We start from the raw sequence: 15,360 nt of genomic DNA, 5'->3' as shown, positions 1-15,360 counted from the left end.
TCTCCCCGGCGTCACCCGCACGCGAACCGCTCCGCGACGGGTGGGCACTTCGTCCCCACCTAGGGTGTACCAGTGCGCGGGGGCGTCGACGAGGTGAGGAGCTCAGTGATGGTCGGTCGGGAGGAGCACCCAGCTCCCGTGAACGGACGGCAGCCCGATGACGCGCTGCTCAGCACACCCGCGGCCGTACAAGCCGTAGCGGCGCGGGAGTACGCCGCGGACCAGTTCGTGACCCGGGACGGCGCGCGAGGTTTGGCCAAGCGTGTGGCGTCACCCGCTGCGCGCAAGCTCCTCACCCGCGTCATCACGGCCCTGGGCATGCTCTCGAGCGCGGTAGAGCGCGCGGAGAGCGATCGAGTCGCGCAGTCCCGCGAGACGTCGGCCGACCTCGCCGCCCTGCTGGCGCGCATCGACGACCTGGAACGACTCGAGCTGACCCGACGCGAGCACGTCAGGGCGCTGGCCGACCGGGTCGACACTCTCGACCCGTCCGGGGTGTCCTCGGACGACGACATCCTCGACGCCGACGGCTACGTCGAGTTCGAGCGACGGTTCCGGGGTTCCCGGGAGTCGATCCTCGAGCGGCAGCGCGACGCCGTCCAATGGGTCTCCTCCCTGGTGGGCTCGGACGCGCCCGCGCTCGACCTCGGCTGCGGGCGCGGCGAGTGGCTCCAGGTCCTGAAGGAGTCCTCGGTGCCCGCCATCGGTGTGGACTCGAACACCGGCATGGTCGAGGCGGCCAGGGCAGCGGGACTCGACGTCCGCCTCGGTGACCTGCTGGAGTACCTCGAGGCCGTGGAGCCGGGCACCCTGGGCGCCGTCACGGGCTTCCACGTGGCCGAGCACCTGCCGCTGCCGGTGCTCCGTCGACTGATCGACGCGGCCTTCGTCGCGCTCCGACCCGGCGGGATCCTGCTCATGGAGACGCCGAACCCGATGAACATCGTGGTCGGCGCGTCGTCGTTCTACCTGGACCCGACGCACCTGCGCCCCGTGCACCCGCACTTCTTCCAGTTCCTGGTCGAGCACCGGGGGTTCGAGGAGGTCCACCTCCACTACGTGCACCCGGCCGACGCCTCGGGGATCGTGGGGCCGGACGAGGTGGACTCTGCCGCGGCCGCGCGTGTGCTCGAGGCGGCCTCGCACGCGATCTTCGGTGCGCAGGACTACCTCGTCGTCGCCCGCAAGCCCTGAACCTGCTGCCGCTAAGATCTCCGAGTCACCCGGTCCCGAAACCATGAGGAAGTCATGCCCCGCGCACTCATCACCGGTATCACTGGCCAGGACGGCCTCTACCTCTCCGAGCTCCTGCTCGCGAAGGGATACGAGGTCTACGGCCTGATCCGCGGCCAGAACAACCCGAAGTACGGGCTCGTCCGAGAGCTCCTGCCGGACGTGAAGCTGTTGACCGGTGACCTGACCGACTTCTCCAGCCTCATCCGTGCGCTCGAGGTTGCTCGGCCGGACGAGGTCTACAACCTCGGGGCGATCTCGTTCGTGGCCTACTCGTGGGAGAACGCGCTGGTCACCAGCGACGTCACGGGCAAGGGCGTGCTCAACATGATCGAGGCCGTGCGGCTGTACGCCGGCGACGACCTGAGCAAGGTGCGGTTCTACCAGGCGTCGTCGTCCGAGATGTTCGGCAAGGTGCAGGAGGTGCCGCAGCGCGAGAACACCCTGCTGTGGCCCCGCTCGCCCTATGGCGTGGCCAAGGTCTTCGGCCACTACATGACGATCAACTACCGCGAGTCGTACGGCATGCACGCCTCCTCGGGGATCCTCTTCAACCACGAGTCGCCGCGCCGTGGGCCGGAGTTCGTCACGCGCAAGGTCTCGCAGGCCGTCGCGCGGATCTCGCTCGGGCTCCAGGACGACATCACGCTGGGCAACCTGGACGCGAAGCGCGACTGGGGCTTCGCCGGTGACTACGTCGACGCCATGTGGCGGATGCTCCAGCAGGACGAGGCCGACGACTACGTGGTGGCCACGGGCGAGACTCACTCGATCCGCGAGCTCCTCGACATCTCCTTCAAGCACGTCGGCATCGACGACTGGGAGCCCCTGGTCAAGCAGGACCCCCGCTTCATGCGGCCCGCGGAGGTCGACCTGCTCATCGGCGACCCGTCGAAGGCTCAGGAGAAGCTGGGCTGGAAGCGCCAGGTCGACTTCCCGACGCTGGTCACCATGATGGTCGACAACGACCTCGAGGAGCAGCGCGCGCTGAATGGCCGGTGACGGCGTGACGAGGGCGTTCGTCACGGGGATCAGCGGTCAGGACGGCACGATCCTCGCGGGGGTGCTCGCTGCCGAGGGCGTCGAGGTCCACGGCCTCGTCCGGTCGGCGGACGAGGCCGACTCGCACCGCCAGCACCTGCCCGACGGCGTGGTGCTGCACGAGGGTGAGCTCACGGACCGGGCCCGCATCGCCGAGCTGGTCGACGCGGTGTCCCCGGACGAGATCTACAACCTCGCGGGGATCAGCTCGGTCGCGTACTCGTGGGAGCACCCCGCGCTCACGGGCGAGGTGAGCGGGCTCGCGCCGGTCGGCGTGTTCGAGGCCGCGGCGCGTCTCCAGGAGCGCACCGGCCGACCGGTCCGGGTGCTCCAGGCGTCCAGCGCGGAGATCTTCGGCCGGCCCGAGCGTTCCCCGCAGGACGAGGGCACGCCGATCCAGCCGATCTCGCCCTACGGTGCCGCGAAGGCCTACGCGCACCAGATGGCCGGCATCTTCCGGGACCGCGGCCTGCACGTCGCCACCTGCATCCTCTACAACCACGAGTCGCCGCTGCGGCCGACCACCTTCGTCACCCGCAAGATCACGGCCGCCGCGGCGCGGATCGCGCACGAGGGCGGGGGAGTGCTCACGCTCGGCTCCACCGACGTCCGCCGGGACTGGGGGTGGGCGCCCGACTACGTCGACGCGATGACCCGCGCCCTGCGGCACCCCACCGCCGACGACTTCGTCGTCGCGACCGGTCTGACGCACTCGGTGGCCGAGTTCGTGGAGGCGGCCATGGTGCACGCCGGTGTGACCGACTGGGAGAGCCACGTGGAGACCGACCAGGCCTTCGTCCGCCCTGCCGACGCCGCCGAGCAGTCCGGCGACGCGACCAAGGCCCGGGAACTGCTGGGCTGGGTGCCGACGGTGTCCTTCGAGGAGCTCGTCGGGCGCATGGTGGACCACGACGTCGCGCTGCTGCGGGACGCCCGATGAGCACGCCCGCCGTCCGTGCCGGGGTCGTCACCGTCGTCCTCGTCAACTACAAGGGCGCGGACGACACCATCACGGCCCTGAAGGCGTTCGACGACGTCGACTGGCCCGTCGACCGCCTCGAGCTCGTGGTCGTCGACAACGACTCCGGCGACGGCAGCTCGGAGCGGATCCGCGCGGCCGTCCCCGGCGCCCTGGTGGTCGACTCGGGCTCCAACACCGGGTTCGCCGGCGGCTGCAACCTCGGGGTCGCGCACGCGACCGGGGAGTACGTCGCGTTCCTCAACAACGACGCGCGCCCCGGCGAGGGCTGGGTCCGCGCGGCCGTCGAGGTGCTCGAGCAGGACGCCACGATCGGCTCGGTCGCCTCCAAGGTGCTCGACTGGGACGGCAACCTCATCGATTACGTCGACGGATCGCTGACCTGGTTCGGGATGGGCTACAAGCGCGAGGTCGAGAAGCCGGACACGGGCGCGTGGGACACGGCGAAGGACGTGCTCTTCGGGACGGGCGCCGCGCTGTTCGTCCGCACCGAGCTGTACCGCGAGGTCGGCGGGTTCGACGAGCGGTTCTTCATGTTCTACGAGGACGTCGACCTCGGCTGGCGGCTGAACCTGCTCGGGCACCGCGTGCGGTACGTGCCGGGGTCCGTGGCGTACCACAAGCACCACGTGACCATGAAGAAGTTCGGCAACTTCCGCGAGAGCTACCTGCTGGAGCGCAACGCGCTGTTGGCGATGTACAAGAACTACGACGACGAGTCCCTCGCGCGGGCGCTCCCCGCGGCGATGGCGCTGGCCGTGCGCCGGTCGGTCGCCCGCACCGGGGTCGACGCCACCACGCTCGACCTCCAGCGCTCCCCGGGTGGCGACGACGTCGGCACGGTCGAGATCCCCAAGATGGCGCTGACCGGGCCGTACGCGATCGACTACTTCGTGGAGCAGCTGCCGAGCCTGCTGGTGACCCGGCGGGAGCTCCAGGGCAAGCGCCGCCGCAGCGACCGCGAGCTGTTCCCGTTGTTCCGCGAGACCATCGAGCCCGCCTACGGGCAGCCGGCGTACCTGGCCGCGCACGAGGTGCTGCTCGAGGCGTTCGGCATCGTCGAGCACTTCACCGCTCGGCACCGGATCCTCGTCGTCACCGGCGAGCCCCTGCTCGAGCGCATGGCCGGGCCGGCCATCCGGGCCTGGGAGATCGCCAAGGCGCTGGCCCCGGACCACGACGTCCGGCTCGTCTCGACGGCCGGCGCCAAGCGGACCAGCCCGGACTTCTCCGTGGAGTACGCCGCGGGCACGGGTCTGAAGGAGCCGACCGGTTGGGCCGACGTCATCATCTTCCAGGGGTTCCTGCTGGAGACGGCGCCGTGGCTCAAGGGCAGCGGCAAGGTGATCGTCGCCGACATCTACGACCCGATGCACCTGGAGCAGCTCGAGCAGGCGCGTGACCTGGGCCCCGACGGCCGTCAGAACGCGATCGACGTGACGACGCACGCCCTGAACGAGCAGCTGCGTCGTGCGGACTTCCTGCTGTGCGCGTCGGACAAGCAGCGGGACTTCTGGCTCGGCCAGCTGGCCGGACAGGGCCGCATCAGCCCGGCTGTGTACGACGAGGACGCCAACCTGGACAACCTGCTCGCGGTGGTGCCGTTCGGCATCGAGGACTCCGCGCCCGTGCAGAGGCAGCACGGGATCAAGGGCACGGTCCCCGGCATCGGCCCGGACGACAAGGTGATCCTCTGGGGCGGCGGGATCTACAACTGGTTCGACCCGCTGACCCTGATCCGCGCGGTCGACCGGCTCAAGGACCGGCACCCGGAGGTCCGGCTCTTCTTCCTCGGCCTCAAGCACCCGAACCCGGGGGTGCCCAAGATGCGGGTGGCCTGGGAGACGCAGGAGCTGTCCCGCGAGCTCGGGCTGACCGGCCGGCACGTCTTCTTCAACGAGGGCTGGGTGCCCTACGAGGAGCGCGCGGACTTCCTGCTCGATGCCGACGTCGGCGTCTCGACCCACTTCCAGCACGTCGAGACGGCGTTCAGCTTCCGCACGCGCATCCTCGACTACCTGTGGGCGTCGTTGCCGATCGTCGCGACCGAGGGGGACACCTTCGGCGCGCTGATCCGCGAGCACGGCCTCGGGCGGACGGTGCCCGCGCAGGACGTGGAGGCGCTCGAGGCGGCCCTCGAGGAGATGCTCTTCGACGAGCCGGCCGCTGCGGCGGCACGCGCGGCCGTCGCGGACTACGCGGCGACGTTCGGGTGGTCCCGCGTGCTCTCCCCGCTGGTCGAGTTCTGCCGGACGCCACGCCGCGCCGCGGACCTGGCCGTGCCCGTGGGTGTGACAGGTCAGCCACGGGCCCGGGACCGCGGTCCCAAGCGCTCGGTGCGTGCCGACGTCGCGCTCGCCCGGGACTACCTGCGCGCGGGCGGCGTGAGCGAGGTCAGCCGACGCGCCTGGGGTCGGGTCACGCGCGTGACCGGGCGGGGCTGACCGACCCGATCAGCGCAGGCGCCCGGCGAGCCGGCGGGCGAACGACTGGGCGTCGGCGAGCGGGTGCGCGCGGGACCGACGGCGCCGCGCTGACGCCAGCTCGGTGAGGCGCGCGGCGACCGCCGCACCCGCGACACTCGCCGAGTGCCGCGTCGCGATGTCCTGCGCAGCCCGGGCGCCGCGCTCGGCGGCTTCGTCCGGCTCGTCGACCACCCGTCGGAGCAGCGCGGCCGCGGCGTCGAGGTCGGGCTCGGCCCACGTGCTCCCGGCGGGGTACGGCTCGGCGCCGTGCGGGATCGGCGCGGGGGTCCAGGGCACGAGGAAGCTGTTCTCGTCGGTCATGAACTGCAGGTTGCCGCTGTAGCCGGTGGCGACCACGGGCTTGCCGTACGCCATCGCCTCGGCGAGCGTGAGCCCGAGCCCCTCCGCGCGGTGCAGCGAGACGTAGCAGTCGCACCGGGACACCAGGGCGTCCCGGGCATCGGCGTCGAGGTAGTCCTCGAGCAGGTGGATGTCCGGGCGGCCGGCGACCGCCAGCCGGAGCTGCTCCGCCTGCGCGGGCCGTCGTCCTGCGTTGATCGACTTCAGGACGAGCACCGGTCCCTCCCCGGGGGCGAACGCCCGCGTGAACGCCTCGACCAGACCGAGCGGGTTCTTGCGCTCGAACGTGCTCAGGTAGTCGAACACGAAGAGGAAGAGGACGCCGTCGGGGAGTCCGAGCGCGGCGCGGTCGAGGTCCGCGGGGAGCGGTCGGCGCTGCGGCAGCGGGGGGGTGATCGTCCGCACCGGGACCGGCGCGTGCGGAGCGATCGCCCGCTGCACGAAGTCGGTGGCCACCCAGACCTCGTCGACGGCCGCGAACCCGCCGTGCTGCGAGGCCGGGAACTCCTCGACCTCCCAGTACCACATGCCGATCCGGTAGGTCCGGTCGAGCAGCTCGGGGACCGTCGCCGCGATCGAGGGGGTCAGGTCGGCGTTGACGCACAGGATGCTCGTGTCGAGACGGCCGGGCGTGGCCGGGTCGACCGCGTTCGCCTCACCGGCACGCTGCCGGCTGGCCAGGTGCAGGTCGACCGAACGCTCGGTGTACGGGACGCCCGCGGCGCGCAGCGCGGAGACCATCAGGCGTGCGGACTCGCCGATGCCCAGCTCACCGCGGAGGAATCCCACGACGTTGACACCCGGCTCGGGTCGCCCGGTGACCGGTCGCGCGGCCCGTGCGGCCTGCACCGCGGCGGCGAGCAGCTGCTCCGGGTAGCCCTCGCCCGCGGCGTGCGCCACGACCCAGTCGACGTAGCCGGCCGTGTCCGGCCCCGGCACACGGGGAAAGGTCTGGACGAGGTCGGGCCGCACGGAGCGCAGCGCCAGGAGGTAGCGGCCGGGGCCTCCGTCCGGCGGCGACTGGGTCAGCCAGGTGAGCAGCGCGTCGCTCCCGTCGGCGGCGAACGGGTCAGGCGCGTCCGGCCCGGCCGCGCCGTAGAGATGGCGCAGCGGTGCGTCGACGGGGAGGCCGAGCACGGTCGTCGTGGGGTCCCAGTCCCCGGTGCCGACCGGAGCCTGGGCGATCGCCGCTGCGTGGGCCGCGATGCGACCCGCGAGGACCGGGTGCTCGCTGAGCCGGGCGCGGGGGTCCTCCGTCGCCGTGGCGTCGAGCAGCCACGGAGCGCGGGGGTCGACGCGGCTCAGGTCCAGCGCCACGACGGGCCGCCCGTCCAGCGACAGACCGCCGTCGGGTCGCTCGGCCACGACGTGCTCGGGGCGCAGGCTCCCTGCGGAGACGAGCGTGCTCGGGCCGTGCACCGTGCCGGGGGAGCTCGTGGCCGCGACCAGGTCCAGCCACGCCGATCCGGCACCGTCGGGTCGGGTGGCCGCCGCCCAGGCGTCGAGGAGTGCGTCCCGGTCGGCCCGGACGGCGACCAGGGCGCTGTCGTACGCGCCCGCGGCGGCCAGCTCGGCGGCATCGGGGTGCCTGCCGTCGCGCGGCACCAGCACGTCCGTCCGCGGGACGAGGGCGACGCCGTGCGCGGCCGCCTGCTCGACCAGCTCGGTCGGCGGTGCCAGGAGCACGACGCCCGCGGCGACCGCCAGGAGGACCTCGTCGGGACCCGCGGCGCGGGCGACGGCGCGCGCCGCGAGCGGGCGGAGCTGCTCCACGAGCTCCGCGGGCTCGGCGCGCACCACCAGCCGGTGCAGCTCCCCGTCGTCGATGCCGACATCGGCGGGCCGCAGGACGCGCTCGTCGCCGACGGGGAGGTAGGTGCCGTCGAGATCGAGCACGTGCGCCGTCGTCGACGGTGCCACGGCCAGGAGGCTCGCGACCGTCGACCGGGCCTGCGCCGCGGTCCCGGCCGTGCTCACCAGGACGCCGTGCACCGCCGTCATGCCGCACCCCGTCCCACGTACTGCGCCACCGTCGACCGGGTCACCGTGGCATCGCGCCACAACCGACGTCGCTCCCCGAGCGTGCGGGGGAGCCTGCCGACGTAGTGCGCCAGGCCGCGGGCTCGGGCGCGGGTGGTGCCGGCCGTGCTGCGCCGGACGACCGCTCGGAAGAGCCCGGCGCTCTGCCTGCCGACCGAGCGGGCGACGAGCGCTGCGGGGGCGTGCCGCGTGAGCACGACGAGAGAGTTGCGGGTGTTGTAGTAGCGGAAGACCGGGCTGTCCGTCCCGCTGCTCGCCGCGTGCTCGTGCACCGCCTGCGCCCCGGGGACGTACCGCACCGACCACCCGGCGGCGCGCATCCGCCACGAGAGGTCGGTGTCCTCGTAGTACAGGAACAGGGTCGGGTCGAAGCCCCCGACGTCGTCGAGCATCTCGCGGCGCAGCGCCGCCGCGCCCCCGCAGAAGCCGAAGACGTCGGGGTCGGTCGACTCGGTGCCCAGCGGTCGGCGGTAGTCCCGGTCGGTGCCTGCCCCCTGGGCGGTCAGGACGTTGCCGGTGGAGTTGACGAGCACGGGCTCGGTGCCGGTCAGCAGGATCCGCGCTGTGGCCGCCCCCACCCGCTCGTTGCCGGGGCCGTCGAACGCGCCGAGCAGGACCTCCACCGCGTCGGGCGCGAACGTCGCGTCGTTGTTCAGCAGGACCACGTGCTCGGTGGTGCGGTCCCGCATGCCGAGCGCGGCACCCCCGGCGAAGCCCAGGTTCCGCGGCGCCCGCACCACCCGCACGCCCGGGTACCGGTCGGCCAGCAGCTCGGCGGTGCCGTCCTGCGAGGCATTGTCGACGACCACCACATCGAGGGAGTCGCGCACGGTCTGCGACTCGAGGGAGTCGAGGCACGCGGGCAGCAGGTGAGCGCCGTTCCACGTGACCACCACGACACGGGCGGCGACAGCGGGAGGCACGCGGCGAGTCTAGGTCTATACGCTCGGGCCTCGTGGACCCCCTGCGCACCGCCTTGACCGTCGAGCAGTGCTGGCAGCCCGTCCCCGGTGGTTCCGGGTCGTACATCGCCGAGCTCACCCGCGCGCTCGCAGACGACCCCACGGTGGACGTGGTCGGGATCGCGGCCCGCCACGGCGACGACGAGGTCCCGCGGCCGGCGCCGACGGGCCGCGTGGTGCACGCGCCCCTGCCGAGACTGGCGCTCTACGAGGCCTGGAGCCGGCTGCGCCGCCCGCGCGCGGAGTCGCTCACCGGACCGCTCGACGTCGTGCACGCGACGACCTGGGCGATCCCCGGGCGCAAGGTCCCCCTGGTGGTGACGGTGCACGACCTCGCGTTCCTGCGCGAGCCCGACCACTTCACCGCGCGGGGCAACGCCTTCTTCCGGCGGGCGGTCGAGATCGTCCGCGCCGAGGCCGCGCAGGTCGTGGTCCCGTCGGGCACCACCCGGGACGACTGCGTCGCGCACGGGTTCGCCGCCGAGCACGTCACGGTGGTGCCGCACGGCGTCCGCGCGGCCGAGGTCGGCGCCTCGGACGTGGCCGGCTGGCGGCGGCGCTCCGGCGTCGACCGCCCCTACGTGCTCTGGTGCGGCACCCTCGAGCCCCGCAAGAACGTGGTGCGGCTGGTCGAGGCGTTCGCCGCCGCGCGGGCCGGCGGGCAGCTCGAGCACGACCTGGTGCTCGTCGGCCCCGACGGCTGGGGCGAGACGTCCCGCGACGTCGAACGAGCCCTGGCCGTGCTGCCCGCGGGCAGCGTGCACCTGCTCGGCCGGCTCGACGACACCGACCTCCAGATCGCGTACGCCGGCGCCGACGCCTTCGCGTTCCCGTCGCTGTGGGAGGGGTTCGGCATGCCCGTGCTCGAGGCGATGGCGCACGGCGTCCCCGTCGTCACCTCGGCGGGCAGCTCGATGGCCGAGTTCGCGGGGGACGTGGGGGTGCTGGTGGACCCGCTGGACGTCGACGAGATCGCCGCCGGCCTGGTCGCCGCGGTGGGGCGCGACGACGCGGACGGCCTCCGGGAGCGCGCCGCGCAGTTCACGTGGGCGGCGTCGGCCGCGGCCCACGCCGAGGTGTACCGCTCAGCGGCCGGCTGAGCCGTAGGCGAGGCCGGCGATGTACGCGGCGACCTGGTCGGCCTGCGGCAGCGCCCCGGAGGCCAGCGCCTGGGCGAGCGTGGGCGCCTCCAGGTCCTTGGCGGACAGCTGGGGGGTCAGCGGGGAGCCGTCCCGGGCGGTCGTCGGCCACACGATGCCGACGTCGGGGTCCAGCGGGTGCACGCCGTGCTCGCGCTCGGGGGTGAACGGCTCCGAGCACAGGTAGAGCACCGTGGAGTCGTCCTCGAGGGACAGGAACGCGTGCCCGAGGCCCTCGCTCAGGTAGACGGCCCGGCGGTCGACGTCGTCGAGCAGCACGGTGTCCCAGGTGGCGAAGGTCGGCGAGCCGACGCGCAGGTCGACGACGACGTCGAGCACGGCGCCCTTGGCGCAGGTGACGTACTTGGCCTGCCCGACCGGGACGTCGGCGTAGTGGATGCCCCGCAGCACGCCCGCCGCGGACACCGACAGGTTCGCCTGGTGCAGGCCGAAGGGGTGGCCGGTGCGCTCGGCGAACGGACCACCCTGGAAGTACTCGAGGAAGACGCCGCGGGGGTCTCCGTGCTGGACGGGCGTGATCTCCCACGCGCCGGGGACCGCGAGCTCGCGATACGTCATCGTCGTCCTCTTCGGGGGTCGGGTGGCGGACGTGCCAGGGTACCCGGGCGGCTAGCCTGGCTCGTCGGATCAGCAGAGGGAGTCGTCGTGCGGTGGTTGGTCGTCGGTGCGAGCGGGATGCTCGGCCAGGAGATGGTGGCGCTGCTCGGCGCGCGGGGCGAGGACGTGGTCGGCACCACCCGCACCGAGCTGGACGTGACCGACCCGGTGGCTGTCGGCACCGTCGTGCACGGGTACGACATCGTCGTCAACTGCACCGCCTACGCCGCCGTCGACGCCGCTGAGACGGACGAGCCGGCCGCGTTCGCCGTCAACGCCGTCGCCGCCTCGTCCCTCGCCCGGGCGAGCAACCGGTCGGGCGCGCGACTGGTGCACATCTCGACGGACTACGTCTTCGACGGTCACGCGGACCAGCCGTACGCGGAGGACGCGGCGGCCGCCCCGCGGTCGGCCTACGGGCGGACGAAGGTCGCGGGGGAGTGGGCCGTCCGCGCGGAGTGCCCGGACCACCTGCTGGTGCGGACGGCCTGGCTGTACGGGGCGCACGGCGCGTGCTTCCCGAAGACGATCGCCCGCGCGGCCCGCGAGCGCGGGTCGCTCGACGTCGTCGCCGACCAGCTGGGCCAGCCGACGTGGACCGCCGACCTCGCCGACCTCGTGCACCGGCTCGTGCAGGCGGGCGTCCCTGCGGGGACCTACCACGGCACTTCGTCGGGCTCGACGTCGTGGCACGGCTTCGCGGCCGCGGTCGTCGGCGCCGCCGGGATGGACCCCGCGATCGTGCACCCGACCACGAGCGAGGCCTTCGTGCGTCCCGCGCCCCGGCCCGCGTTCTCGGTGCTCGGCCACGACGCCCTGCGCGCCGCCGGCATCGAGCCGATCGGCGCGTGGGAGGACCGCTGGGTCGAGGCCGCGCCGAGCGTCCTGGCCTAGCGGCCCTGCTCGAGCAGCCCGAGCAGGTAGGTGCCGTACCCCGACTTGACCAGCTTCTCCGCGCGCTCGCGCAGCTCGTCGTCGGACAGGAAGCCCCGCCGCCACGCGACCTCCTCGGGCGCCCCGACCTTCAGGCCCTGCCGGTGCTCGATGGTGCGCACGTAGTCGGAGGCCTCCAGCAGCGAGTCGAACGTGCCGGTGTCCAGCCACGCCGTGCCGCGCGGGAGGACCTCGACCTGGAGCCGGCCCTGCTCGAGGTAGGTCCGGTTGACGTCGGTGATCTCGTACTCGCCGCGGGCGGACGGGGCAAGGTCGCGGGCGATCGCGAGGACGTCGTTGTCGTAGAAGTACAGACCCGGCACCGCGTAGCTCGAGCGCGGCTTGACCGGCTTCTCCTCGAGCGACAGGGCTCGGCCGGCGTCGTCGAACTCCACCACGCCGTACGACGTGGGGTCGGCCACCCGGTACGCGAAGACGGCGCCGCCGATGATGTTCTCGAACCGCTGGAGCTTCGCGCCCAGCCCGGGGCCGTAGAAGATGTTGTCGCCGAGGACCAGCGCGGCGGGCTCGGTGCCGACGAAGCTCGCGCCGAGCACGAACGCCTGCGCGAGCCCGTTGGGCTCGGCCTGGACCGTGTAGCTGATCGAGATCCCGAACTGCGAGCCGTCGCCGAGCAGGCGGCGGAACTGGTCCGCGTCGTGCGGGGTGGTGATGATCAGCACGTCCCGGATCCCCGCCAGGATCAGCGTCGACAGCGGGTAGTAGATCATCGGCTTGTCGTAGACCGGGACCAGCTGCTTGCTCACGCCGAGCGTGATGGGGTGCAGACGTGTGCCGGAGCCGCCCGCCAGGATGATGCCTCGCATGGGGCCCATAGTGGTGCATCGGGACGGCGGACCAGCAAATCGCGCGCGTCGAGGGCACCTACGCTGGCCCGATGCGGATCCTGCTCGACGCCACGGCCATCCCCGTCGACCGTGGAGGTGTCGGGCGCTACGTGGACGCGTTGCTCCCCGCGCTCGCCCGGCAGGGGCTCGACCTGGTCGTGGTGTGCCAGCCGCGTGACGCCGGGACGATCGCCGGCGTGGTGCCCCAGGCCGAGATCGTCGTGGCACCGCCGCGGGTGGCGAGCCGCGGTCCGCGGTTGCTGTGGGAGCAGACCCACCTGTCCCGCCTCGCCCGCGCCGTGCGCGCCGACGTGCTGCACTGCCCGCACTACACGATGCCCCGCTCCGGCTCCGTGCCGGTGGTCGTCACGCTGCATGACGCGACCTTCTTCTCCCTGCCGGAGCTGCACTCGGGCCTGAAGCGGCGGTTCTTCCGGAGCGCGATCCGCACGGCCGTCAAGCGCGCGTCCGCTCTGGTCGTCGACTCCGAGGCCACCGGGAACGAGGTGCGGCACTACGTCGGGGGCGACCCGGCTCGGTTCCACGTCGCCTACCTGGGGGTGGACACCGCGCTCTTCCACCCCGCGGACGGAGCGGCCGTGGAGCGGGTGCGGGGCTCCCTCGGGATCGGGTCGGCGCCCTACGTCGCCTTCCTCGGGACACTGGAACCGCGCAAGAACGTGCCCGCTCTCGTGCGGGGCTGGGCGTCGGCGGTGGAGCACGAGGGCGCGCAGGCGCCGGCGCTGGTGCTCGCGGGCGGCCGGGGCTGGGACACCGAGGTGGACCCTGCCGTGGCGGCGGTGCCCGCGGGGCTGCGGGTCGTGCGGCCCGGCTACCTGCCCCTGGAGGACCTCGCGCCCTACCTGTCGGGGGCGACCGTCGTGGCGTACCCCAGCCTCGGGGAGGGCTTCGGGCTCCCCGTGCTGGAGGCGATGGCCTGCGGTGCTGCGGTCCTCACCACGCGGGAGCTCTCGCTCTCCGAGGTGGGCGGCGACGCGGTCGAGTACACCGGGACGGACGCTCCGAGCATCGGTACCGCGCTGTCCGCCCTGCTCGCCGACCCCGCCCGGCGCGCCGAGCTGTCGGCCGCGGCCGTCGCGCGCGCGTCAGGATTCACGTGGGACGCGACTGCGGTCGCCACCGTCGCCGCCTACGAGCAGGCGGTTCACGCCTCCGCGTGAGCAGCGGCCGTCGGCTGCGCACTCTCGACAAGTGCCGGACGGTAGAACGACCAGAGGGCCCAGGCCAGCCCGGACGCCACCACGGTGTACATGGCGATCCCCGAGAGATACCCGATCGGTGAGGACCAGTCCGGGGTCCCGGTGATCAGCTGCCCGTCCAGGCCCTCGGCGTAGCGCCGCGAGCCCCACCAGAACGCGGCCACGTGCGCGACGAGCAGCACGGGCACCACCGCCCGGGCGGTGCGGCGGTGGGCCTCGCCCGACTCGGTGCCGTCCACCCGCAGGACGAGGGCGGCCAGCAGCGGGATGCCGACCGCGATCGGCAGCGCGTAGCGGCCCTGCCAGATGAGACCGGTGTCGACGACCGTGGGCAGCTGGAGGATCAGCGGTGCGGCCGCGACGCCGGCGACCAGCAGGCCGAGTGCGGCCCGTTGACGGCCCGGTCGTGCGGCGGCCAGGGCCGGCAGCAGGAGCGCGCCGAGAGCGAGGTACCAGCCGACGAACGTCAGCGGGGGAGCCGGGGCATCGAGCCAGCCGAAGTCCCCGATCATGTTCTGGAGGTACAGGAAGCCGTCACCCAGGATCCCGAGGACCGCCGTGCGCAGGTCGGCGAACTGCGGGTACAGCCCGCGCGTCGTGACGACCGACCCGTGCGTGGCCAGCCAGCCGACGGACGCGAGGACCGCGACGGCCGCGCCGAGGCCGACCCAGCGCGCGGACGGCGGCCGCAGGAGCTCGCGCCACCTGCCGCGCGGAGCCGCGACGAGCGCGACGACGACGATCGCGAGCGCCCACACCGGTCCGGTCGCGCGGATGTTGAGGAGCAGCGCGCCGCTGACCACCGCCTGCACCAGCGCGGCCGTGCTGACCGGGCCGTCGCGCGAGACGAGCACCAGGCACGCGGCCCAGAACGCGACCGCGGCGCTGATCTCCAGCCCGGCGGGGTTGACCGTGCCCGCCAGGAACAGGCACATCGGCGTGATCGCCACGCCCAGGCCCCACAGACCGGCCCGGTTGCCCGCCGTGGTGGTGAGCCGGAAGGCCGCCCAGGTGAGGAGCGCGGCGGAGATCGCCGCGCTCACCAGCCGCATCGCGACGATGCTCGGGCCCGCGGACAGGAAGAGCGACGGCCAGCCGACCAGCGCGTAGTACAGCGGCGGGTACTGCCCGGCGAAGGTCTCGACCAGCACCTCCGGGCCCGCTGCGGGGAGGTCCTCCTGGCAGTCGGCGGGCTGGTCGCGGTCGAACGCGAAGCAGTTGGGCAGCGCGAGCGCGGCGGCGAAGTCCGACGGCAGGCGCACGAGCGTGCCGACGCCGGGCCGCTGCGTGCTCTGCGGGGCGTCGTTCGCCGTGCCCGACAGCTGGCCGCGGGCCACCGCGGCGGCGCGCACGACGTGGCTGGGCTCGTCGGGCGAGGCCATCAGCGGGACCGCCAGCGACCACAGGGCGCCGAGGCCGAACAGGAGCGCCCCGACCGCGAGCCAGCGCAGCACGGGGCCGCGGGTCCGGGCGGTGGTGGGCGTCGGTGCGTCGGCGCGCGCAGTCATGTCGGTCGTCCTCG

Annotated in this window: 12 protein-coding genes; 7 read left to right on the top strand and 5 right to left on the bottom strand. The window is 73.4% G+C overall.

Going from position 1 to position 15,360, the window contains the following annotated elements; genetic code table 11:
* The first annotated feature begins 138 nt into the window (after window positions 1-138).
* The 4 genes from ACO06A_RS01455 to ACO06A_RS01440 are packed head-to-tail and all read left to right on the top strand — an operon-like array spanning window position 139 to window position 5,697.
* Window positions 139-1,194 (top strand): class I SAM-dependent methyltransferase, encoded by a 1,056-nt coding sequence (locus ACO06A_RS01455; protein ID WP_421734391.1) that lies wholly within the window; start codon window positions 139-141, stop codon window positions 1,192-1,194.
* A 54-nt stretch (window positions 1,195-1,248) separates the two neighbouring features.
* A complete protein-coding gene (locus ACO06A_RS01450) occupies window positions 1,249-2,235 on the top strand; it encodes a GDP-mannose 4,6-dehydratase (protein WP_421734390.1) in 987 nt (328 codons plus the stop codon).
* A 4-nt stretch (window positions 2,236-2,239) separates the two neighbouring features.
* Complete coding sequence (locus ACO06A_RS01445; RefSeq protein ID WP_421734389.1) at window positions 2,240-3,214, top strand: GDP-mannose 4,6-dehydratase; 975 nt, start codon at window positions 2,240-2,242, stop codon at window positions 3,212-3,214.
* Entirely contained in the window at window positions 3,211-5,697 is a 2,487-nt protein-coding gene (locus ACO06A_RS01440; protein WP_421734388.1) for a glycosyltransferase, read from the top strand. Before ACO06A_RS01445 ends, ACO06A_RS01440 begins: the two co-directional genes overlap by 4 nt.
* Before the next feature lie 9 nt (window positions 5,698-5,706).
* On the opposite strand, the gene ACO06A_RS01435 is transcribed toward ACO06A_RS01440, so the two are convergent.
* Together ACO06A_RS01435 and ACO06A_RS01430 are read right to left on the bottom strand one after the other, a co-directional pair.
* On the bottom strand, window positions 5,707-8,079 hold the full coding sequence (locus ACO06A_RS01435) for a glycosyltransferase (protein ID WP_421734387.1): 2,373 nt from the start codon (window positions 8,077-8,079) through the stop codon (window positions 5,707-5,709).
* The gene (locus tag ACO06A_RS01430) at window positions 8,076-9,041 is read right to left on the bottom strand and encodes a glycosyltransferase family 2 protein (protein ID WP_421734386.1); all 966 of its coding nucleotides are present in this window, start codon (window positions 9,039-9,041) and stop codon (window positions 8,076-8,078) included. The genes ACO06A_RS01435 and ACO06A_RS01430 overlap by 4 nt, the downstream gene beginning before the upstream one ends.
* Before the next feature lie 32 nt (window positions 9,042-9,073).
* On the opposite strand from ACO06A_RS01430, the gene ACO06A_RS01425 reads away from it, so the two are divergent.
* Window positions 9,074-10,180, top strand: a complete 1,107-nt coding sequence (locus tag ACO06A_RS01425) for a glycosyltransferase family 4 protein (protein WP_421734385.1) — start codon at window positions 9,074-9,076, stop codon at window positions 10,178-10,180.
* Here the strand turns inward: ACO06A_RS01425 and ACO06A_RS01420 are convergent.
* Complete coding sequence (locus ACO06A_RS01420) at window positions 10,166-10,798, bottom strand: dTDP-4-dehydrorhamnose 3,5-epimerase family protein (protein ID WP_421734384.1); 633 nt, start codon at window positions 10,796-10,798, stop codon at window positions 10,166-10,168. The genes ACO06A_RS01425 and ACO06A_RS01420 overlap by 15 nt on opposite strands.
* Window positions 10,799-10,885: 87 nt before the next feature.
* Here ACO06A_RS01420 and rfbD point away from each other — a divergent pair, with 87 nt between their 5' ends.
* Window positions 10,886-11,731 (top strand): dTDP-4-dehydrorhamnose reductase, encoded by an 846-nt coding sequence (gene rfbD, locus ACO06A_RS01415; protein ID WP_421734383.1) that lies wholly within the window; start codon window positions 10,886-10,888, stop codon window positions 11,729-11,731.
* Here the strand turns inward: rfbD and rfbA are convergent.
* On the bottom strand, window positions 11,728-12,597 hold the full coding sequence (gene rfbA, locus ACO06A_RS01410; RefSeq protein WP_421734381.1) for a glucose-1-phosphate thymidylyltransferase RfbA: 870 nt from the start codon (window positions 12,595-12,597) through the stop codon (window positions 11,728-11,730). The genes rfbD and rfbA overlap by 4 nt on opposite strands.
* Before the next feature lie 71 nt (window positions 12,598-12,668).
* Here rfbA and ACO06A_RS01405 point away from each other — a divergent pair, with 71 nt between their 5' ends.
* A complete protein-coding gene (locus ACO06A_RS01405; protein WP_421734380.1) occupies window positions 12,669-13,799 on the top strand; it encodes a glycosyltransferase family 4 protein in 1,131 nt (376 codons plus the stop codon).
* Here ACO06A_RS01405 and ACO06A_RS01400 read toward each other — a convergent pair.
* Entirely contained in the window at window positions 13,784-15,346 is a 1,563-nt protein-coding gene (locus ACO06A_RS01400; protein ID WP_421734379.1) for a DUF2142 domain-containing protein, read from the bottom strand. The genes ACO06A_RS01405 and ACO06A_RS01400 overlap by 16 nt on opposite strands.
* Window positions 15,347-15,360 lie beyond the last annotated feature (14 nt).

The organism is Cellulomonas sp. (assembly GCF_965229465.1).
GTDB lineage: Bacteria > Actinomycetota > Actinomycetes > Actinomycetales > Cellulomonadaceae > Cellulomonas.
Note: the sequence above shows the minus strand (reverse complement) of the source record. Positions and strands in the feature narration are given on the sequence as shown.

What these genes read in the sequence shown, in the direction of transcription:
- ACO06A_RS01450 (WP_421734390.1), top strand. Translation starts at nt 1,249, where the DNA reads ATGCCCCGCGCACTCATCACCGGTATCACTGGCCAGGACGGCCTCTAC.
- ACO06A_RS01440 (WP_421734388.1), top strand. Translation starts at nt 3,211, where the DNA reads ATGAGCACGCCCGCCGTCCGTGCCGGGGTCGTCACCGTCGTCCTCGTC.
- ACO06A_RS01435 (WP_421734387.1), bottom strand. Translation starts at nt 8,079, where the DNA reads ATGACGGCGGTGCACGGCGTCCTGGTGAGCACGGCCGGGACCGCGGCG.
- ACO06A_RS01420 (WP_421734384.1), bottom strand. Translation starts at nt 10,798, where the DNA reads ATGACGTATCGCGAGCTCGCGGTCCCCGGCGCGTGGGAGATCACGCCC.
- rfbA (WP_421734381.1), bottom strand. Translation starts at nt 12,597, where the DNA reads ATGCGAGGCATCATCCTGGCGGGCGGCTCCGGCACACGTCTGCACCCC.
- ACO06A_RS01405 (WP_421734380.1), top strand. Translation starts at nt 12,669, where the DNA reads ATGCGGATCCTGCTCGACGCCACGGCCATCCCCGTCGACCGTGGAGGT.
- ACO06A_RS01400 (WP_421734379.1), bottom strand. Translation starts at nt 15,346, where the DNA reads ATGACTGCGCGCGCCGACGCACCGACGCCCACCACCGCCCGGACCCGC.